Here is an 18,845-nt window from a genome sequence, read left to right as displayed (position 1 = left end):
CACGGCCATGTTCGGCGCGACCCTGTGGTTGACCCTCGCGACCCTCACCGGCCTGGCAGCGGGGTTTGCCCGCGAATGGTTGCTGGTGTCGGCGTGGGGTGCAGGGGGTCGCAGCGATGCGTTTCTGGTTTCACTGTTTTTGCCCGAAGCCCTGCGCATGGCGCTGGCCGCCGGCCTGCTCAGCGCGGCCGCCCTGCCCCTCTATCAGCAACGCTCTGCACAGGACCAACACAACTGGATGGGCGCGATGGTGCCGCGAATGTTGCTCTGCGGGCTGGTGTTGAGCGCGGTGCTGAGCGTCGGTTCGTCGCTGTGGGTGAGGCTGATCGGGCCTGGCCTGGATGAGTCCGGTTTTGCCCTGGCGACCGATTCGCTGCGCTGGCTGGCGTGGTCCGCGCCGGGTTTGCTGTTGCATGCCCTGCTCTGCGTGCCACTGCAGGCGCGGTCGCGTTTCGTGCTGGCGGGATTGGGCTCCTTGCTGTTCAACCTGCCGCCGGTGGTGTATCTGGCGCTGATGCGGCAACAGGCGACCCCCACTGGATTGGCGGCTTGCTGTCTGTTGGGGAGCCTGTCGATGCCTGGCGTTTTGTTGCCGGTGCTGCTGCCGACGTGGGTGAGAGCGGGCTGGCGACCGTGGCATCTGTCTCGGGCGCCCGGCGCGGGTCGGGAATTGCTCAAGCGGATCGGGCCGCTGCTGAGCAGCAATCTGGCGAGTCAGGGCTTGGCATTGCTGGAACGCATGATCGCGTCATTGCTGGGGGAAGGCGCGGTGACGTGGGTCAATCTGGCGCGCAAATTGATCAGCCTGCCGCTGATTGCCCTGATGAGTCTCAATCAAGTGTTGCTGGGGTTGATGAGCAACGCCCAGGACCAGGAGCGTGCGGCGTGGCTGCACAAGGGCCTGAGCAGCGCGACCTTGCTGACCGTTCCTGCCGTGGCCGGGCTGATCGGAGCGGCCGGGGCGCTGGTCAGCCTTTTGCTGCCCGATCAGGCCGCCGACAGTCCGCTGCCCGGCCTGCTGGCCTGGTTCGCCGTGCCGCTGATGTTCGGCGCCTGGAACGCGTTGCTGGCGCGCTACGCCTATGCCGCGGGCGACACGCGTCTGCCCCTCAACTGCGAACTGGCGGGCAGTCTGCTCAATGCCGTGCTGCTTGCGGTGTTGCCGTTCTTCTTCGGCTTGATCGGCATCGCCATGGCCGCGGTCTGCGGGGCGGTCCTGACAGGTTTGCTGCTGATGCGTCGCCAGCAACTGATGGACCGAGTGCCCTGGCGTCAGCAGTGGGCGTTCGGCGCCATCGTCATGCTGCTGGCGGCGACCGTGCTGCATCCGCTGAGCAATGTCTGGCTGCAGTTGGGCCTCAGCGGTGCCTATGGCGCAGCGTTGCTGGCGGGGTTGGGGCTGTGGTTGAAGCCGTGGCGACCGGTCGCTGGCTGAAACCCGTGCGCAGCCGTTGACTGCAACGCTCACCGCTACTGCCATACCCCGGCGTTGCGCTCGTCGACCGTGGCGCAGAGCTGCTTGACCGTCTGCCGCAACCAGCGGTGCGCCGGATCCTTGTCGAAGCGCGGGTGCCAGGCCTGCATCACCTGAACCGACTCGAACTCCAGCGGGATCACGAAGGGGCGCATGCGCAGCCCCAGCTCGCGCATGCCCCAGAGCACGGTTTCCGGCATCGACACGATCAGATTGGAACTGGCGGTGGAGAAAATCGCCGAATGGAAGTTGGGGGTGGTCAGTGCAACCCGGCGAGCCAGGCCGAGCGACTCCAGTGCGGTATCGATGGGGCCATGGGGACGGCCGCGCCGCGACACGCTGACATGATCGTAACGAACGAACGTCTCGGGTGTGATCGGCGCATCGAAGATTGGATGATCTTCACGCGCCAGCGCAACGAAGCGGGTACGGAACAGCAGCTGGACCTTCATCTCCGGGCCGAAATTGCGCCGTGAGGTCACGTGCAGATCGATCCGCCCCTCGCGCAGGGCATCGTCATCGCCCTCGCCTTCCGGGCCGAACCGCAAGGTGCTGCGGGGTGCGTGAATGCGTAACGCGTCGACCAGTCTTCCACCAAAGGCGCCAAAGAACACGTCATTGGAACGCACTTTGAAACAGTGCTCCAGGGTGCTCATGTCCACCTCATCCCGCGCCTGAAACACCTCGTTGGCCTGCTCCACCAGACTGCGCACCTGTGCCTGCAACGCCAGGGCCCGAGGCGTCGGCACCAGACCGCGTCCGGCCCGTACCAGCACCGGGTCGCCCAATGCTTCACGCACCCGCGTCAACGTTCGGCTCATTGCCGCCGGACTCAAATGCATGCGCCTGGCCGCGCCGACCACACTGCCTTCTTCGAGCAAGGCATCGAGGGCGATCAACAGATTCATGTCGGGCATGGGCATGGGGCGGCATCCGGTGGCAGAGGATGCCGATGATGCGGGAAACGGCCGACATTGAGAACACCTGCCGCCTGCGCACCCGCCCCACTCAGGCCAACTCGGAAATCTCGATCAGGTTGAGGTCGGGATCACGCACATACACCGAGCGGATCGGTCCCGTGGCACCGGTGCGCATGATCGGGCCTTCGATGATCGGCCATCGTGCGTCGTTGAGACGGGCGATGACCTGTTCCAGTGGAATCGCGGCGATGAAGCACAGGTCCAGCGCGCCGGGCACCGGCACGTGGGCCTTGGGTTCGAATTCCTTGCCGCGCACATGCAGGTTGATTTTCTGATTGCCGAACCGGAACGCCATGCGTCCGGCGCCGAAGGTTTCCAGCTGCATGCCCAGCACCCGGGTGTAGAAATCCACCGTGGCGTCGGCGTCGACAGCGGTCAGGACCAGATGGTCGAGGTGATCGATCATGGGCTTGCCTCTCTCATGGTCTAGTTCAAGGTCTACTTCAAGGTCTCGTTCAGATCAGTCCGCGAGCGCGCCATTGGGCCCGTTGCCCGGCGTCGATGCCCAACTCTTCCAGCACTTCGTCGGTGTGCTGGCCCAGTGTCGGTGCCGGGCGACTGACCCCACCCGGCGTGCTGCCCAGTTTCGGCACGATGCCTGGCAGGGTGACCGGCGTGCCGTCATCGAGCTGGCTCTCGAGCAGCATCTCCCGCGCCTTGTAATGAGGGTCGCTGGCGATGTCGGCGGCGTCGTAGATCTTGCCCGCCGGAATCCGTGCGGCGGTGAGTTGGCTCAACACCTCGTCCAGGTCATGACTGGCCGCCCAGGCGGAGATCGCCGCGTCGATCAGCTCGACCTGCTTGACCCGTCCGTCGTTGTGCGCCAGCGCGGGATCGGCCGCCAGATCGGGCCGTTCGATCAACGCCATCAGACGCTGATAGATGCTGTCGCCATTGCCCGCGATCAGGGCGTAACGGCCGTCGCGACAGCGGTAGGCGTTGGACGGCGCGATCCCCGGCAGGCTGCTGCCGGCAGGTTGGCGCACCGCGCCGAAGACCGAATATTCAGGGATCAGGCTTTCCATCATGTTGAACACCGATTCATACAGCGCGACGTCGATCTGCTGCCCTTCGCCGCCGTTCTGGTCGCGATGACGCAGCGCCAGCAACACGCCGATGACGCCGTGCAGCGCCGACAGTGAATCGCCGATGGAAACCCCGACCCGCACCGGCGTACGCTCGGGCTCGCCGGACAGGTGACGCAGGCCGCCCATGGCCTCGCCCACCACACCAAAGCCCGGACGGTCCCGGTATGGCCCGGTCTGGCCGTAACCCGACACCCGCAGCATCACCAGTTTCGGATTGAGCGCGTGCAACGCCTCCCAACCCAGGCCCCAGCCTTCGAGGGTGCCGGGACGAAAGTTTTCCACCAGCACGTCGGCTTCGGCAATCAGTCTGCGCACCACGTCCTGCCCTTCCGGCTCACGCAGATCGAGGGTCACCGAACGTTTGTTGCGCGAGGAAACCGCCCACCACACCGACGTGCCCTCGTGCAACAGACGCCATTTGCGCAGCGGATCGCCGGTGCCTGGCGGTTCGATCTTGATGACGTCGGCGCCGAACTCGCCGAGGATTTTCGCCGCGAACGGGCCGGCGATCAGTTGACCGAGTTCGATGACCCGGACGCCCTGTAAAGGCTTTTGCATGACGTGCCCTTTGTTGTTCTTGATGAATTCGTCTTGAAGAAGTCGCTCTTCAAGAAGTCGCTCTTGAAAACGCCGGTCCAGAAGCAGGCGCTCCGGACACGTTCGGGCAATTGTCTGCTCAGAAGCCCGCAATGAAAATGCCTGATTTCGCCACGGGTCTTTCTATTCTGGAAACGCTCGGCTTACCACCCGCCACCCAGGGATTTGTACAGCCCGACCAATGCCAGGGTCTGCGCGGTCGAACTGTCGACCAGCTGCTCCTGACTGCTCAGCAACGAGCGCTGCACGGTCAGCACGTTGACGAAGTCCACCGCACCGGCCTTGTACTGCTCTTTTGCAGTGCTCAGGGCAATCTGGTTCTGCGCTACGGCGTCCTGCAATTTGCGCGCCTCTAGCTGGCTGGCGTTGTACAGGGTCATGCTGTCGTCGATTTCCTGCCAGGCGCGCAATACGGTTTCCTGGTAGTTCAAGGCGGCTTCCTGCTCCTGCGCCTCACGCAGATGCAACATGCCGCGCAGACGACCGCCTTCGAAGATCGGCACGCTCAACTGCGGACCGATGCCGAACTGGCGAGAGCCCCAACTGCCGAGATCCGCCAGTTGCAGGGACTGGAAGCCGACATTGCCCGACAGCACGATGCGCGGATAGAAATCGCCCTCCGCCACCCCGACGCTGGCCGCAGCCACGTGCATGCGCGCCTCGGCCTGGCGAATGTCCGGCCGCCGTTGCGCCAGCTCCGGCGGCATACCCACGGGAATCGCGGCGGGCAGCGGCGCTCGGCGGGTGTCTTTGAGCAGCTCGGCCTGCAGGCTGCGAGGCGTCTGCGCCAGCAGCAGGCTCAAGGCGTTGATCAGTTGCGCCTGACGCTGCTCCAGCGACGGAATGCGTGCCTCTACCGTCGCCACTTGGGCCGACGCTTGCGCCACATCCAGATGGGTTGCGACGCCGCTGGCCAGCCGCACATTCGACAGCTCCAGGCTGTTGCGCGACACGGCGAGGTTATCGCGGGTCACGGCCAGGGTCTCCTGCACGCCACGCAGTTGCAGATAGTCATGCGCGGTCTGCGCCTGTATCGCAAGCAACACGCCGCGCCGGTCATTGTCCGAGACGGCGACGTTGGCATCCGCCGCTTCCACCTCGCGCTTGACCCGGCCGCAGAGGTCGACTTCCCAGGAAGCGTCCACACCGCCGTCCCACAGGTTGAAGGCGGACTTGCCATCGTTGCCGGACGGGTCGTTCAGGCCGTCGCTGCTATTGCGGGCGCGCTGATAACCCATGCCTGCGGACACGCCGGGCAACTGATCCCCCGCCACGACCTGGCGTGCGGCACGGCTTTGTTCGAGTCGATTAGCGGCGATCTTCACGTCCAGGTTGGTGGCCGTCGCCCGGTCAACCAGCGACGCGAGCAGCGGATCGTTGAACACTTCCCACCAACGTGCGTTGATCGGTGTGGCCTGCGGACGGCTCGGTGCCTGCTCGCCTTGAGTCGGCAACCACTCCACCTGCGTCGTGGATGACGGCGAGTGGAAATCATGACCGACCTGACACGCCGACAAGGCCAGCGCCAGACCGGCAAGCCCGAACAGTCGCTGAGTGGCGCAAGAAATGGACACGTGAGGGTTCATCGAGCGCTGACCTGTTCCACGCCACCGGACCGGGTATCGATGCTCGCATCCACCGACATCCCTACCCGCAGCCGATCCAACAAGGGCTGGTGCGAATCGAGAACGATCTTGACCGGCAGACGCTGCACGACTTTGGTGAAGTTGCCGGTGGCGTTGTCGGGCTTGATCGCCGCGAAGGTCACACCGGTCGCCGGGGCAATGCTTTGCACGCGACCTGTGAGGGTTTCCCCCGCAAAGGTGTCGACCCGCACCTGAACGGTCTGGCCGGGCGTCACATGGGTGAGCTGGGTTTCCTGAAAATTGCCGACCACGTAAACCTGATTCAGCGGCACCACCGACAGCAATCGGGCACCGGGCGTCACGTAGTTGCCGATGCGCACCGCGCGCTCGCCGACCATGCCGTCCACCGGCGCGATAATCCGCGTGTAGGACAACTGCAAGCGCGCCTGGTCATGAGCGGACTCGGCGCGCTTCACTCCGGCTTCGGCGGCGTGTTGTTGCGCGGTGAGAATATCCACCTGCTTGCGATCGGCGGCCAGCGACGCGGTTGCGCTGTTCTGGCGGGCGCGGGCCGTGTCGATACGATTACGCGCCTGTTGCGCGTTTTGCACCGTGCCTGCGCCCATGCCGGCCAGATGGTCATAACGGGCCTGCTCTTGTTGGGCGAAGGTCACCTCGGCCTTGCTCGCGGCCAATGCCGCTTCGGCCTGCGAGATCACCGACGCCTGCCGTTGCAGCACAGCATTGGCCTGTTCGAGCTGCGCGTTGGCAGTCAGCACTTCGGCTTCGGAGGTGGCAAGCGCGGTCTGGTAATCGCGGTCGTCGATCACCGCCAGCAACTGGCCGGCCTTGACCTGCTGGTTGTCCTCCACCAGCACCTGGCTGATGAAGCCCGCCACCTTCGGCGCGACGTTGGAATAGTCCGCAGCGATGTACGCGTCGTTGGTGCTCTGCACCGCGCCCGTCCCGGTAAAACCGTAGATAGCGACAGCCGCCACCGCGATCACGGCGCCACACACGGCCAGGGTTTGTTTCGAAGTCATGCTCATCTGGATGTTCTCAAGTGTTCTCGAATATGGGCCTTGTGCAGGCAGGCCGGGGCAACGTCAGGCTGCGGCGCGGGGTGGATACACACGGCTCGGCATCAGCGCAATCGGCAGGATCAGCGCGGCGGCCACCCAGCCCATGCAGTAATAAAGATCAATGCTGGTCAGGGTCACGACCTGCTCGTGTATGCGATGGGCCAATGACGCCAGCGCATCCTGCCCTGCCAGTTCAGGCGTATTGCCCAGTCGGTCCACCAGCACATTGGAATGAANACCACCGAGGCCAGGCCCCGTACGGTGTTGAACCACGCCGAAGCGAAAGGGCCGTCGGGCGGCGCGATCCCGCCGGTGGCCTGCATCAGCAACGGCATCACCGCCATCGGCTGGCCGATGACTTGCAGCAGTTGCAGGGTGTAGAAGTTGTCGCGGGTCCATTGCGAACTCATCTGCGTGGCGGCGAAGCAATACAGCGCCAGCAACCCCAGCCCGGTGGCGAGCACCCAGCGGCAATCGACCCGGCGGATATTGCACAGCGCCGCCACCAGCGGCAGTGCGAGCAACTGCGGCAGGGCCACCAGCAACATCATCGGCGCGGTCTGCAACGGCCGGTAGCCATGCACCTGCGCCAGATACGCCGAAGGAATAGACCCGACGGCCGTCAGCACCACCAGCACCCCGCCCAACGTCAGCAAGGCATGGGACAGGTTGAGACTGGAGAGCATCTGCAGCTTGAAAAACGGCACCGGAGTAAACCATTCGTTGACCATGAAAAGCGCCAGCAACAGCACGCCGCCCAGCAACAGCGCGCTGATCAGGCTGGACTCGAACCAGTCCAGGCGATTGCCCTGGAGCAGGCCCGTCACCAGCATGCAGATCGCTGGCGCGCCCAACAGCACGCCGCGCCAGTTGAAGTCCTTGAAACGCTCCAGACGCAGCGGATCCTGGGGGATGCCGTGGGCAATCGCGATCATCGCCACCACACACGGCGTGATGACCTGCCAGAACGTCCACTGCCAGTTGAAATACTCGGTCCATAACGCTGCCAGCGGCGCCCCCAGACTGGGCGCGAACGTGGCGGTCAACGCGTAGCCCGCCAGGCCATAGAGCTTGATGTCCGGTGGCAGAAAACGCAGCGCCACGGTCATCAGCATCGGCGGCAGGCAACCCGCTGCCAACCCTTGCAACGCTCGCAGCAGCAGGAAGCTGTGGTAGTCGGGCGCCAGCGGACACAGCAACGCCAGCACCACGAACGCCGCAATGGCGCTGAGCGTGAAGCGGCGCAGCGACAACGTGACAGCGAACCAAGGCGCGAACGCCGTGGCGGTCAATGAAGTGGCTGAATACAGCGATGTGACCCAGGTCGCTTCGTCGCTGCCGATGAACATCGCCCCCCGAATGTCCCCCAAGGCAATCCGCGTCACCCCGTCATTGATTCCCGCCACCAGCACCGCCAGCAACACGCCCACCAGACCGAGGATGGTTTGCAGCCCGAAGGCCGTCGTTGCAACGGTTTTTGGGGCTGGCACAGACACGGCCGCTGTCATGGCACGACCTGTTGGCCAGCGGGTTGCGCAGGGCGCGGTGCAATGGGAGGCATGGGCAACGAACTCCAGGAACAAGGGCTATTTCCAACAGTTTAAAGAGCGTTGTAGATGAGAAAAATTGACATTTGAGCAGTGTATGAGTGCGCCAGACGCACGATTCGCCTCACGATTGATGCTCCAAGGCGCAGGGCCGGGTCGCCCGCCAAACTGGAAGGCGTTTAAAAATACATTTAGCGACGTTAAACATCGGGAAGATGTTTATTGCGTGAGATCAACATCACTCTGCTACTGGGCATCAGGCGCGACGTGCCAATAAGCATTCACCAGTTGTTTTTAACGTCCTACGTCATGAAAACAATGTGACGCCGTTCATCCAACACGATAAACAGCACGATTAAAACCCGGCACTTTATTGAACACCTTGTTCATTGACCGTCAAACTTCATATTCCTATGGTCCGCCCTGAAAGTACGTCGATACTGTCAGGGAGACGGGGATGTTTGCAGGGAGTGTTCTGCCCTCTTGGTTTGAAATTGAAGACCGACTTATTACGGAAGTTGAGAGCAGCGGCTTTGGGAACTTCCGCAGCAGTCTCAATGAAACCGTCATGTCCGTCGGCCTGGTGCTGCGCCGCGTCGAAAACATCAGAACCGCTTTTTATCGCGCCGACCATGAAGCCGCTGAACTGCTGAGGCAACGCTTCGCCGACATCGACATCGCCGACGTCCTGAACGAGTTGCTCAGCGCCGTCAGCCAGATGGCGATGATCGTCGCCGGCAGCGTCTTGACAGGGGGAGCCATCGGGGCGGGCGTCGGCGCGCTGGCCGGAGGCGCGGGCGCGGTGCCCGGCGCTTTCACCGGCATCGCCATCGGGCTGCAGGCCGGCACCTGGATGTTGGGCGTACTCGGGCTGGCTTCCGTCGCCGAATTCTTCGTCGACGGCCTGGCGCCCCTCATCGAGCACTACCTGCGAGGCATCGAGACCGCCTGGGAAGGCACACGCGGTGACGAAGGCCTGAGCCCCTTCAGCCAGGACGACTTTCTGGTGGTCGAGCGCGCCAGCCACCACTTCGCCCGCGGTCACGTCGAAGTCGTGGTGCTGCTGCTCAGCGCCATTGTCGACTACCTGACCCGAGGCCGCGGTCATGCCGGCCAGCTCGCAAAAGAAATGCGCGCCAGCGGCAAGGGCCAACACCTGGGCCAGTGGATGCTCAAGCACGAAGACGCCCTGAAAAAACGTCCCGACCTGCAACCCCGCGCCCCCGGCAAAGGGCCCCTTACACGACAGGAACCGCCGCCCGGGCCACAACGGCAGCACGAACAGAACGATCAGCAGCACCAGAAAAATCCACTGGGCATGCCCGAATACAAGGTGCCATGCTTCAACGCAAGCAACATGCACTACAGCAAGGTTCCGGAGTTTGACCGGCAGCTGGGTGGGCAGGAACGCGGGTTGAATGATCTGACGGTGGATGAGTATTTGCGCGGGCGGGAGGCGTTCAAGGCGGGGGATAAGGTGAGGGATCCGAAGGTGGCGAAGCTCGCACGCCGGAACCTTCATGACAGATTTGTCGACGACCTGATGAAAGAAATTACAAGCCAAGGTATTTCTTTCGACAGAGCGGGCATCGAAGCCGAGAAGTTAGCCAAAGATAAAATGAGCGCGCTTGCCGCTCTTCATAACCCTGATCTGTTTGCAGGAGGAAAAGATGTGATATCAGACTTCGGTGATCGTAGCGTGAACGCAAGCATCGGGGCCCAATGGCGTAGCCGAATAGGAAGCCTGGACGCAGCTGCTAAGACGGTTAACCGCGCCGATCAAAGTATTGTAAAAATGAATGCAACGCTGGAGCGTTGCATATAGGAGGTGACATGGAAGAATATTTTGCATATTTTTTAAAAAAAATGGGCTCATCAGTTCACAGGAGAGAGGTCCCCCAGTCTTCGTGTGAAAGATACAAAGACAAGCTTCCCCCACTTCTCATCTCTCACTGGAATAATTATGGGTGGAGTGGTTACGGTGAGGGTCTATTCTGGACGGTGAACCCGGCCGAATACGAACCCGTCATCAACGCTTGGTTAGAGGACTCGAGCATCAATCAATCACCCCCGTTTCATGTAATTGCACGAGGTGCCTTTGGGGATCTATACCTGTGGCAAGAGGGCACCGGAAGTCGCCTAACTCTATGCGCGGCATATGCCCGTTACTTATTAAAAAACATTGAACCGCGGCATGAAGAGTTCGACACCAGCGTACAGTCTTTCTTCGCATCAAAGCGGCCAGAAAACAATGACTTCGACGGCCTTTTCAGCCCAGCTCTTCACAAGCTAGGCCCCTTGCAACCCGACGAGATGTATGGCTTCGTCCCCGCCCTTGCTCTTGGTGGGCCCGGGACTCTGAACACCCTTCAGAAAGTCAAAACTATCGAGCACCTGACTTTCCTCTCTCAACTCAGCCCACTCACCGATTGGGGTTTCCCAGAGATAGAAGACCTGTAAATACGACCACTGGAAAAACGCAGGCATGGACGAACGATTTCAATATTTTCTTGCAAATATGCGACCTCGGTCCTTCAGACGCGAAGTACCACTGTCCGGTATCGAAAAGTACCAAGAACATTTGCCCGATCTATTACTTAAGCATTGGAAAGACCTCGGCTGGAGCGGTTATGGAGACGGCATTTTCTGGACTGTAAATCCTGACGAATATCATGAAGTGATCCAGGCATGGCTGGAAGAATCTGGTATTGAAAACGCTGACACTTACCACGTTATAGCCAGGGGAGGATTTGAAAATCTTTATCTATGGCAAAGCCATACCGGGAATCGGCTCAATGTTAACGCACTCTATGCACGCTACTTGTTAAGAGAACAATCGATAACATCGAGAGGAGCGGAGGACCGAAAAGTGCATGCCTTTTTTGCGACCGTCGACCGCAAAAATAATGACGTCGACGACCTCTTCGAACAAGCACGGAAAAAACTCGGCCCTCTCCAGCCCGATGAAATGTACGGCTTCGTTCCCGCCATCGCCCTGGGTGGGCCTGGCACTTTGAACACCCTTCAAAAAGTCAAAAGCATCGAACACCTGACTCTGCTCTCTCAACTCTCCCCGCTTACCGACTGGGGCTTTCCGAACATTAACGACCTGTAGATTCAAACAGAGGAAAAACATAAGCATGGACGAGTATTACGAATGTTTTCTTCAGCACATGGGACCTGAAACAGATAGATGTGAATCCTCTATATTCACTGTCGAAAAGTATCGAGGTAAATTACCCGACCTGTTGATCACTCACTGGTCCACATACGGCTGGAGCGGTTACGGCCAAGGAATTTTTTGGTGCGTTAACCCAGCCGAGTACGAGGCCGTTATCCGTACCTGGATGTCGGATTCAGGCATTCCAAATGCAGACACCTATCATGCAATTGCTAGAGGCGCCTTTGGCGATTTTTACCTATGGCAACAAACGACTGGGCGCTGGTTCACGCTTAGCGCACTTTGTGCCCGCTACATGCAATCAAACCGGGAAATTACGCCTGATCGTTTTAATGAAGAAATCGAAGGTTTTTTTGTTTCCATGGATCGGGAGGCAAATGACTTTGACGACCTTTTTGAAGAGGCCCTGAAAAAACTTGGCCCTCTCCAACCCGACGAGATGTACGGCTTCGTTCCCGCCATTGCTCTCGGCGGGCCTGGAACTCTGAACACCCTTCAAAAAGTCAAAACCATCGAACACCTGACGTTCCTCTCTCAACTCAGCCCACTCACCGATTGGGGTTTCCCGGACTTAAACGACTTCGACGGTTGATGCACAGAAACCAATACCATGAACAAATAGATTGATTACTTTTAAAACAATGCCCCCCTGTTTAGCGCATTTAACTGGGTTGGATCATGCCGCAAAAAGACACGGACATAGCTGTTAAAAAAACGGAAAAATTCAATACTAAATTAGAACACTGTGCGAAATAGAGAAAAAAATGGACGAGCATTTTTTATACTTTCTAACGAAAATGGGATCTTCATTTGAGAGACGGGAAGTGCCGCCTTCGTCTATCGAAAAATACACCACCGTACTACCAAAAAAACTTCTAGAGTATTGGTCGAAACATGGGTGGGCCGGCTATGGAAAGGGAATTTTCTGGACAGTCAATCCGGCTGAATATAATGCAGCCATACATCCTTGGTTAGAAGCCTCAGCCTTTTCTGACGCTTACGACTATCACGTCATCGCCAGAGGTGCCTTCGGCAACTTTTATCTTTGGAAACAACATACAGGAAACATGCTAGACATCAACATCCGATACGCGCGTTATCTGATGAGCTCTCAACGCTTCTCGAGTAAAGACCTGGATAAGGAGATAAAAACATTTTTTTCATCCATGAACCCCGAAAACAATAACTTCGACGATCTATTCGACCCGGTATTTCAGAAACTCGGCCCTCTGCAATCTGACGAAATGTACGGCTTCGTTCCCGCCATCGCCCTCGGCGGGCCTGGGACTCTGAACACCCTTCAGAAAGTCAAAACCATCGAACACCTGACTTTCCTCTCTCAACTCAGCCCACTCACCGATTGGGGGTTCCCGGACCTGAGCACCCTTTGAATCGAAGCCATCACGCCAAACAGTCAATCCGCTCCCCCCCAGGCCCTTCAATGAGCAGCCCGCGTTTGTCCGTCGCTGCGGTCAGGCGTGCTCACTGTCCCAGAACCGCTTGTACATCCCCAATCGCCGCTTCAACGGCCGCGACAGTCGCGCTTCTTCCTTGCCCAGTTTGAACGCCAGCAGTTTGAGGCCGTTGCGCAGGAACGACGCCGGCCACAAATACCACCGGCGTAAGCCGAGGAAATCCAGTTCCGATCTGACGTAGCGAAAGCCTTCGCCGCGCACGCCGCCGAAGCGGGCGTGTATCCAGGATTCGCGGGCCTGGAAGACGCCGATGTCGAAGTAGCGGCGGAACTCTTCGCGCAGGGTGTAGTTGTGGGAGTGTCGGCACACCGCCGAGCCCTGGTAGGCGACTTTCCAGTGGGACAGGAGCATCTTTGCCGCGACGTACATGTCTTCGGACAGGATCACGTGGGGAGGAAATCCGCCGACGGCGCGCAGGGCATCGCGGCGGTAGGCGGCGAAGGAGTTGGACATGAACGGGACCTTGATGCCCAGCTCCGGCACGTCGGCCAGGCTCTTGATGCGGGACACCGGCGGGTAGTTGAACCAGCGGGCGTGTTGCGAGAGGACGGTGGCGTCCAGGTGCGGCAGCTGGCGGCCGCAGACGGCGCCGACCAAGGGGTCTTCAAAGGGCTGGAGGATGTTTTCCACCGCACGGGGGTCTTCGAGGTAGGCGTCCTGGGTCAGGTAGACGAAGACGTCGTAGCAGGGGTGGGTCTCGGCCATCATTTGCCGGGTGCCGCCGTGATTGAAGTCCTTGCCGTCGATGAGCACCACGTCGTTGCATCGCGAGCGCGCCAGCTCGAAGGTGCCATCGGTGGAGCTGGAATCGACGATCAGGGTGTCGAACTCAGCGGTCTGGGCCCACAGCGAGTCGAGCAATCGCTCAAGCTCCCTGCGCCCGTTGTAAGTCGGGATCACACAGGCCACGCGCAAAGACTGCATAACAATACTCCGGGGCTAATACTGGATGCCCATTTGTCATGACGCTCTTTGAGGGTAGCGCAGGATCCCGACGCTGGATCCAACCGCTTGTCAGCCCATTACCTCGCTCAAGGGGATGAAGTTGAGCAGGTCACCTTCGGCCACTGTGGTGCCTTCGATGACCTCGATCAGGCCGTCGGCCCAAGCGGCGCTGCGCAGCACGCCCGAGCTCTGGTTACGGTAGGCGACCAGCCTGCCCTGCTCCAGCCGGCCGCGCAGGTACTCGCGACGATTGCCAGGTTTGTCCCAGACAAAACCCGCCGGCACTTTGAACTGCAGCGGTTTGACCTGTTGCACGCCCAGGCGGCGCAGCAGATACGGCCGAGCCAGCAGCGCGAAGGTCACTAGGGTCGACGCCGGATTGCCCGGCAGCCCGATCACCGGCACGCCGCGGAAATGACCGAAGGTCAGTGGCTTGCCCGGCTTGATCGCCAGCTTCCAGAGCGCGATTTCGCCCTCCTCGCGCAGCGCATGGCCGAGGAAATCCGCTTCCCCCACCGACACGCCACCGGTGGAGAGGATCAGATCGACGTCCCCCAGCGCACCCAGCGCGGTGCGGGTTTTCTCCAGGTTGTCCGGGAGAATGCCGGCGTCGACGACGTCGCAGCCCAGGCGGGCAAGCCAGGCGCAGAGCAACACACGATTGCTGTTGTAGATCTGCCCCGGGCCCAGCGGCAGACCTGGCTCGATCAACTCATCCCCGGTGGACAGGACCGCGACCCGAGGCCGTCGCACGACCGCAAGCCGGGCCATGCCCATGGTCGCGGCCAGGCCCATTTCGATGGGTGTCATGACGGTGCCGGCGTCCAGCACCTTGTCGCCGACCGTGGTTTCCTGACCTTTGGGGCGGATGTTCTGCAACGCGCTCAACGGTTCGAGAAACCTCACGCGCGCATCGGCCAGCACGTCGGTGTTTTCCTGCATTTCCACGCAGTCGGCACCTTCCGGCACCGGGGCGCCGGTGAAGATCCGCGCACAGGTGCCCGGCTGCAGCGGCTCCGGCGCCTGGCCGGCGAAGATCCGCTGGCTGACCGGCAACGGCTCGCCGGTCCAGTCGGCAATGCGCAGGGCGTAACCGTCCATGGCGCTGTTGGGCCATGGCGGCAGGTCGAGCGTCGAGATCAGGTCTTCGGCGAGCACGCGGCCCTGCGCATCGGCCAGTGCCACGCTTTCACGCTCGCGGATCGGTGCCGACTCGGCCAGGCTCATCAAGCGTTCCATGGCCTCCTCCACCGGCATCAGGCCACGCACTTCAGGCTTGCTCATCGGTTCTCACCCACGGGTTGCGCACGGCTCGGCCTTTTTCAGGTGCGGCACGAAGTTGCAGGGTCGGAAGCTGTTGTTCAACTGGTCGGCAAGGATGCCATCCCAGCCGGTACGCACCGCGTTGGTCGAACCCGGCAGGCAGCAGACCAGCGTGCCGTTGGCCAGCCCCGCCAGGGCGCGAGACTGAATGGTGGAGCTGCCGATGTCCGGCACGGAGATCTGGCGGAACAGCTCGCCAAAACCGTCGACCTGTTTGTCCAGCAGGCAAGCCACCGCTTCCGGGGTGCTGTCGCGACCGGTGAAGCCGGTGCCCCCGGTGATCAGCACCACCTGCACTTGATCGTCGGCGATCCAGGTGGCGACCTGGGCGCGAATCTTGTACAGATCGTCCTTGAGCAGCACGCGTTCGATCAGCCCGTGACCGGCTTCGGTCAGGCGGTCGACGAACATCTGCCCGGAGGTGTCATTGTCGAAGGTGCGGGTGTCGCTGACGGTCAGAACGGCAATATTCAACGGCACAAAAGGTGTGTCAGCCTTGGCTTTCATTGGCTAGGTCCGGTTGTAGGGGAAACAGTGCGGTGTTATATCACAGCACTTGTTTTTTCTCCGCTGACCGAGTTCTCCATGACTGATTTTGACGCCCTGCCGCCCTGCTCCATCCTGCTTCTGGCCGGGGGGCAGGGGCAGCGCATGGGCGGACGCGACAAGGGCCTGATCGAGTGGCGCGGCGAGCCGCTGATTCAGCATCTGCAGCGCCTGACCCGCCCCCTGACCGATGACCTGATCATTTCCTGCAACCGCAATCGCGAACGGTACGCGCGCTTCGCCGACCGGCTGGTGCAGGACGATGACAGTGACTTCCCCGGCCCGTATGCGGGGATTCGTGCTGCGCTGGCGGTGGCCCGGCATGGTTTTTTGCTGGTGATGCCCTGTGACTCACCGCTGCTGGATAGGGACCTGCTGCAAGGCTTGCGACGCACCGCCGCTGCGCATCCCGGCACCCCGGTGATGGTCCGTCAGGGCGAGCAGTGGGAACCGCTGCTGTGCTGCATTCCCACGGTTCACGCCCCGGTATTCGAAGACCATTGGCAGCGGGGCCAGCGCAGTCCCCGACGAACCATGGCCGAACTCGGCGCCGTGGCCTTGCAGTGCGACGCGGATGATCCCCGACTGGCCAACTTCAACACCCCGGATTTGTTGATCGACATCAAACCCTGGAGCGCTGGATGATGTTTCATGGAACTTTGCTGACCGCAGCCGCGTCAGAAACTTCACTACATAAAGAATGACCCTCGGAGACACAGTAATGAAACAACGGACTATTCCTGCAGCCCTCCTGCTCGCACTTGGCCTTGCCACCCTCGCCGGTTGCTCTTCGCCCACTGTGATCACCCTGAACGACGGCCGTGAAATCCAGGCCACGGACGCGCCCAAGTACGACGAAGAATCCGGTTTCTATGAGTTCCAGCAACTGGACGGCAAAGAAACCCGCATCAACAAGGATCAGGTTCGTACCGTCAAAGAACTCTGATACCAGGTTGAATAAAAAAGACCCGCCTGAACCGGCGGGTCTTTTTTTGTCTGCCGTTCAACCGGCTGTCACCTTAGTGCACACCCGCTCGGCATGTACCCTCAGGCGCCCTTCACGCCCTCCGCCAATGCCCTGGAACCAGCGCTGCGGCGTCATTTCATTGAACTAACGCGGCGCCCTCACGATCCCTTTTATCGCGCAGTCTGCGCACGTGAGCCTGCCCGGCGCGGTGTCGCCGAGGTCTGTCTTGGGTCGATGAACGAAAAGGAGCCGCCGTGACCGACACTACCTATTCCCCCTACCGACGCCTTCCCGGTCCGCTGCACGCGATCCTGCTGGCGGGCACGGTGCCGCTGTTTCTCGGCGGACTGCTGAGCGATATCGCTTACTACAAGACCTACCTGATTCAGTGGAGCAATTTCGCTTCCTGGCTGATCGCCGGCGGTATGGTGTTCTGTGGCCTGGCCTTGCTGTTCGCCCTGGTGAATCTGCTCCGTGCGCAACCGAAGTCGGGGCGTCCGACGCTGTACTTCCTGTTGTTGCTGGTCACGTGGGGCCTGGGCTGGGTCAACGCGTTCGAGCATGCCAAGGATGCCTGGGCGGTGATGCCATCCGGCCTGGTGCTGTCGGTCATCGTAACGCTGCTCAGCATCGTGTCGGCCTGGACAGGACTTACTAACCTACGTTCCGGCACAGTCGCGGGAGGTCCGCAATGAAACATTCCTACCCACTGACTGCATTGACCCTGGCCCTGCTGCTGAGCGCCTGCGGGGGTGAAAAGGACAGCGCGCAAACCCATGGCGCGGACCCGAAAATGCCGGAGGCGCAACGCGGCCTGTTGCCCAGCATGAAGATCGCCGAGCCTACGCCGTGGGGCGACCAGAAGCCGACCGTGCCCGAGGGCTACAGCGTCTCCGCAATCGCCACCGACCTGCGCATTCCCCGCCAGACGCTGGTGTTGCCCAACGGCGATATTCTGGTGGCCGAAGGTCGTGGCGGCGCCGATGCGCCGAAGCTCAAGCCCAAGGACGTCATCGCCAGCTACATCAAGGCGCAGGGCAACACTCAGGTCAAAGGCGGCAATCGCCTGACCTTGCTGCGCGACGCCGATGGCGACGGAAAGTACGAACTCAAAACCGTGTTCGCCGATAACCTCAATGCGCCCTACGGCCTGGCGTATGCCAATGGCAAGCTCTACGTTGCCAATCAGGACGCGCTGGTGCGCTTCGATTACACCGACGGCCAGACCAAGGCGAGCGGCGCGCCGACAACGGTCACCGAGTTGCCTTCGAAGATCAATCACCACTGGACCAAGTCGCTGGCGATCACGCCGGACGGCAACACGCTGTACGTCGGCATCGGGTCCAACAGCAACGTCACCGAGCGCGGCATGGAGGTCGAACTGGACCGGGCGACAATCTGGCAGATCGATGCCCGGACCGGTGCGCACAAACCGTATGCCACCGGCGTGCGCAATCCCACAGCGCTGAAGATTCAGCCCGGCACCGGTCAACTGTGGGCCGTGGCCAACGAGCGTGATGAACTGGGCCCTGATCTGGTGCCCGATTACCTGACGTCAATACGCGAAGGCGGTTTCTATGGCTGGCCTTACAGCTATTGGGGCCAGAACGTCGATACGCGCGCTCAGCCGCAGGACCCGCAAAAGGTCGCGTTGGCGATCAAGCCCGATTATGCCTTGGGCTCCCATGTGGCGGCACTGGGCGTCGACTTCTCCAGCACAGCAATGGGCGACACGTTCGCCGATGGCGCTTTCGTCGGCGAGCACGGCAGCTGGAACCGCGACAACCCTGTCGGCTACAAAGTGGTCTTCGTGCCCTTTAGCGATGGCCGCCCAGCCGGGGAACCGGTCGACTTTGCGACGGGTTTTCGCGGGGATGACGGCAAGACCCGCGGTCGCCCTGTCGGCGTCACGGTCGACCCTCGGGGTGCGTTGATCATTGCCGATGACCTGGCGAATACGGTCTGGCGCGTCACCCGTAATCGATAAGGCGATCAAGCGACGGGGCGTTTCGGCCCCGTCGTTACTGACCGCTCACCCCTCGTGTTCTTCCCCG

18 protein-coding genes and 2 pseudogenes are annotated in these 18,845 nt (G+C 61.1%); 10 read left to right on the top strand and 10 right to left on the bottom strand.

Annotated features, from left to right (window positions below; genetic code table 11):
• The first annotated feature begins 7 nt into the window (after window positions 1–7).
• Window positions 8–1,435: a lipid II flippase MurJ gene (locus D3M70_RS20220; protein ID WP_120127458.1), complete on the top strand. Its 1,428-nt coding sequence runs from the start codon at window positions 8–10 to the stop codon at window positions 1,433–1,435.
• 35 nt (window positions 1,436–1,470) lie between these two features.
• Here D3M70_RS20220 and D3M70_RS20215 read toward each other — a convergent pair whose 3' ends face one another.
• The 7 genes and pseudogenes from D3M70_RS20215 to D3M70_RS20190 all read right to left on the bottom strand — a co-directional run.
• Window positions 1,471–2,397, bottom strand: coding sequence for a LysR family transcriptional regulator (locus D3M70_RS20215; protein WP_120127457.1), 927 nt, complete (start codon window positions 2,395–2,397; stop codon window positions 1,471–1,473).
• Between the two features lie 85 nt (window positions 2,398–2,482).
• The gene (locus D3M70_RS20210) at window positions 2,483–2,860 is read right to left on the bottom strand and encodes a VOC family protein (RefSeq protein WP_120127456.1); all 378 of its coding nucleotides are present in this window, start codon (window positions 2,858–2,860) and stop codon (window positions 2,483–2,485) included.
• Between the two features lie 49 nt (window positions 2,861–2,909).
• Window positions 2,910–4,100 carry a CaiB/BaiF CoA-transferase family protein gene (locus D3M70_RS20205; protein ID WP_120127494.1) on the bottom strand — a complete coding sequence of 397 codons (1,191 nt, stop codon included), beginning with the start codon at window positions 4,098–4,100 and terminating at the stop codon, window positions 2,910–2,912.
• Window positions 4,101–4,282: 182 nt separating this feature from the next.
• On the bottom strand, window positions 4,283–5,707 hold the full coding sequence (locus D3M70_RS20200; RefSeq protein WP_375233001.1) for an efflux transporter outer membrane subunit: 1,425 nt from the start codon (window positions 5,705–5,707) through the stop codon (window positions 4,283–4,285).
• A gap of 14 nt (window positions 5,708–5,721) precedes the next feature.
• Window positions 5,722–6,774: an HlyD family secretion protein gene (locus D3M70_RS20195; RefSeq protein WP_120127454.1), complete on the bottom strand. Its 1,053-nt coding sequence runs from the start codon at window positions 6,772–6,774 to the stop codon at window positions 5,722–5,724.
• A gap of 57 nt (window positions 6,775–6,831) precedes the next feature.
• Window positions 6,832–7,043 (bottom strand): annotated as a pseudogene (locus D3M70_RS33445) (EmrB/QacA family drug resistance transporter); the annotation flags it as partial.
• Window position 7,044: 1 nt separating this feature from the next.
• Window positions 7,045–8,315, bottom strand: a pseudogene (locus D3M70_RS20190) (MFS transporter); the annotation flags it as partial.
• A 496-nt stretch (window positions 8,316–8,811) separates the two neighbouring features.
• Between D3M70_RS20190 and D3M70_RS20185 the strand changes: the two are divergent.
• The 5 genes from D3M70_RS20185 to D3M70_RS20165 all read left to right on the top strand — a co-directional run bounded on the left by D3M70_RS20185 (window position 8,812) and on the right by D3M70_RS20165 (window position 12,926).
• On the top strand, window positions 8,812–10,179 hold the full coding sequence (locus D3M70_RS20185) for a DUF6861 domain-containing protein (RefSeq protein WP_120127453.1): 1,368 nt from the start codon (window positions 8,812–8,814) through the stop codon (window positions 10,177–10,179).
• An 8-nt stretch (window positions 10,180–10,187) separates the two neighbouring features.
• On the top strand, window positions 10,188–10,814 hold the full coding sequence (locus tag D3M70_RS20180) for a GAD-like domain-containing protein (RefSeq protein ID WP_120127452.1): 627 nt from the start codon (window positions 10,188–10,190) through the stop codon (window positions 10,812–10,814).
• 25 nt (window positions 10,815–10,839) lie between these two features.
• Complete coding sequence (locus tag D3M70_RS20175; protein WP_120127451.1) at window positions 10,840–11,469, top strand: GAD-like domain-containing protein; 630 nt, start codon at window positions 10,840–10,842, stop codon at window positions 11,467–11,469.
• 25 nt (window positions 11,470–11,494) lie between these two features.
• Window positions 11,495–12,127 (top strand): GAD-like domain-containing protein, encoded by a 633-nt coding sequence (locus D3M70_RS20170; RefSeq protein WP_120127450.1) that lies wholly within the window; start codon window positions 11,495–11,497, stop codon window positions 12,125–12,127.
• Window positions 12,128–12,299: 172 nt separating this feature from the next.
• Window positions 12,300–12,926, top strand: coding sequence for a GAD-like domain-containing protein (locus D3M70_RS20165; RefSeq protein ID WP_120127449.1), 627 nt, complete (start codon window positions 12,300–12,302; stop codon window positions 12,924–12,926).
• An 81-nt stretch (window positions 12,927–13,007) separates the two neighbouring features.
• On the opposite strand, the gene D3M70_RS20160 is transcribed toward D3M70_RS20165, so the two are convergent.
• The 3 genes from D3M70_RS20160 to moaB form a co-directional block, all read right to left on the bottom strand.
• Window positions 13,008–13,934 carry a glycosyltransferase family 2 protein gene (locus D3M70_RS20160; protein ID WP_120127448.1) on the bottom strand — a complete coding sequence of 309 codons (927 nt, stop codon included), beginning with the start codon at window positions 13,932–13,934 and terminating at the stop codon, window positions 13,008–13,010.
• A gap of 90 nt (window positions 13,935–14,024) precedes the next feature.
• The gene (gene glp, locus D3M70_RS20155; protein ID WP_120127447.1) at window positions 14,025–15,239 is read right to left on the bottom strand and encodes a gephyrin-like molybdotransferase Glp; all 1,215 of its coding nucleotides are present in this window, start codon (window positions 15,237–15,239) and stop codon (window positions 14,025–14,027) included.
• Between the two features lie 6 nt (window positions 15,240–15,245).
• Window positions 15,246–15,785, bottom strand: coding sequence for a molybdenum cofactor biosynthesis protein B (gene moaB / locus D3M70_RS20150; RefSeq protein ID WP_120127446.1), 540 nt, complete (start codon window positions 15,783–15,785; stop codon window positions 15,246–15,248).
• Window positions 15,786–15,863: 78 nt separating this feature from the next.
• Here moaB and mobA point away from each other — a divergent pair, with 78 nt between their 5' ends.
• The 4 genes from mobA to D3M70_RS20130 all read left to right on the top strand — a co-directional run bounded on the left by mobA (window position 15,864) and on the right by D3M70_RS20130 (window position 18,778).
• Window positions 15,864–16,469 (top strand): molybdenum cofactor guanylyltransferase MobA, encoded by a 606-nt coding sequence (mobA, locus tag D3M70_RS20145; RefSeq protein WP_120127445.1) that lies wholly within the window; start codon window positions 15,864–15,866, stop codon window positions 16,467–16,469.
• Between the two features lie 76 nt (window positions 16,470–16,545).
• Window positions 16,546–16,770, top strand: a complete 225-nt coding sequence (locus D3M70_RS20140) for a YgdI/YgdR family lipoprotein (RefSeq protein ID WP_120127444.1) — start codon at window positions 16,546–16,548, stop codon at window positions 16,768–16,770.
• A gap of 275 nt (window positions 16,771–17,045) precedes the next feature.
• Entirely contained in the window at window positions 17,046–17,486 is a 441-nt protein-coding gene (locus tag D3M70_RS20135; RefSeq protein WP_120127443.1) for a DUF2231 domain-containing protein, read from the top strand.
• A complete protein-coding gene (locus tag D3M70_RS20130) occupies window positions 17,483–18,778 on the top strand; it encodes a sorbosone dehydrogenase family protein (protein WP_120127442.1) in 1,296 nt (431 codons plus the stop codon). The genes D3M70_RS20135 and D3M70_RS20130 overlap by 4 nt, the downstream gene beginning before the upstream one ends.
• Window positions 18,779–18,845: the final 67 nt, after the last annotated feature.

This window comes from Pseudomonas sp. LS-2, assembly GCF_003605735.1.
Classification (GTDB): domain Bacteria; phylum Pseudomonadota; class Gammaproteobacteria; order Pseudomonadales; family Pseudomonadaceae; genus Aquipseudomonas.
The sequence above is the reverse complement of the archived record's forward strand: the minus strand, read 5'-3'. Positions and strand labels throughout refer to the sequence as shown.

What these genes read in the sequence shown, in the direction of transcription:
- D3M70_RS20220 (WP_120127458.1), top strand. Translation starts at nt 8, where the DNA reads ATGTTCGGCGCGACCCTGTGGTTGACCCTCGCGACCCTCACCGGCCTG.
- D3M70_RS20215 (WP_120127457.1), bottom strand. Translation starts at nt 2,397, where the DNA reads ATGCCCATGCCCGACATGAATCTGTTGATCGCCCTCGATGCCTTGCTC.
- D3M70_RS20210 (WP_120127456.1), bottom strand. Translation starts at nt 2,860, where the DNA reads ATGATCGATCACCTCGACCATCTGGTCCTGACCGCTGTCGACGCCGAC.
- D3M70_RS20205 (WP_120127494.1), bottom strand. Translation starts at nt 4,100, where the DNA reads ATGCAAAAGCCTTTACAGGGCGTCCGGGTCATCGAACTCGGTCAACTG.
- D3M70_RS20195 (WP_120127454.1), bottom strand. Translation starts at nt 6,774, where the DNA reads ATGAGCATGACTTCGAAACAAACCCTGGCCGTGTGTGGCGCCGTGATC.
- D3M70_RS20185 (WP_120127453.1), top strand. Translation starts at nt 8,812, where the DNA reads ATGTTTGCAGGGAGTGTTCTGCCCTCTTGGTTTGAAATTGAAGACCGA.
- D3M70_RS20180 (WP_120127452.1), top strand. Translation starts at nt 10,188, where the DNA reads ATGGAAGAATATTTTGCATATTTTTTAAAAAAAATGGGCTCATCAGTT.
- D3M70_RS20175 (WP_120127451.1), top strand. Translation starts at nt 10,840, where the DNA reads ATGGACGAACGATTTCAATATTTTCTTGCAAATATGCGACCTCGGTCC.
- D3M70_RS20170 (WP_120127450.1), top strand. Translation starts at nt 11,495, where the DNA reads ATGGACGAGTATTACGAATGTTTTCTTCAGCACATGGGACCTGAAACA.
- D3M70_RS20165 (WP_120127449.1), top strand. Translation starts at nt 12,300, where the DNA reads ATGGACGAGCATTTTTTATACTTTCTAACGAAAATGGGATCTTCATTT.
- D3M70_RS20160 (WP_120127448.1), bottom strand. Translation starts at nt 13,934, where the DNA reads ATGCAGTCTTTGCGCGTGGCCTGTGTGATCCCGACTTACAACGGGCGC.
- glp (WP_120127447.1), bottom strand. Translation starts at nt 15,239, where the DNA reads ATGAGCAAGCCTGAAGTGCGTGGCCTGATGCCGGTGGAGGAGGCCATG.
- moaB (WP_120127446.1), bottom strand. Translation starts at nt 15,785, where the DNA reads ATGAAAGCCAAGGCTGACACACCTTTTGTGCCGTTGAATATTGCCGTT.
- mobA (WP_120127445.1), top strand. Translation starts at nt 15,864, where the DNA reads ATGACTGATTTTGACGCCCTGCCGCCCTGCTCCATCCTGCTTCTGGCC.
- D3M70_RS20140 (WP_120127444.1), top strand. Translation starts at nt 16,546, where the DNA reads ATGAAACAACGGACTATTCCTGCAGCCCTCCTGCTCGCACTTGGCCTT.
- D3M70_RS20130 (WP_120127442.1), top strand. Translation starts at nt 17,483, where the DNA reads ATGAAACATTCCTACCCACTGACTGCATTGACCCTGGCCCTGCTGCTG.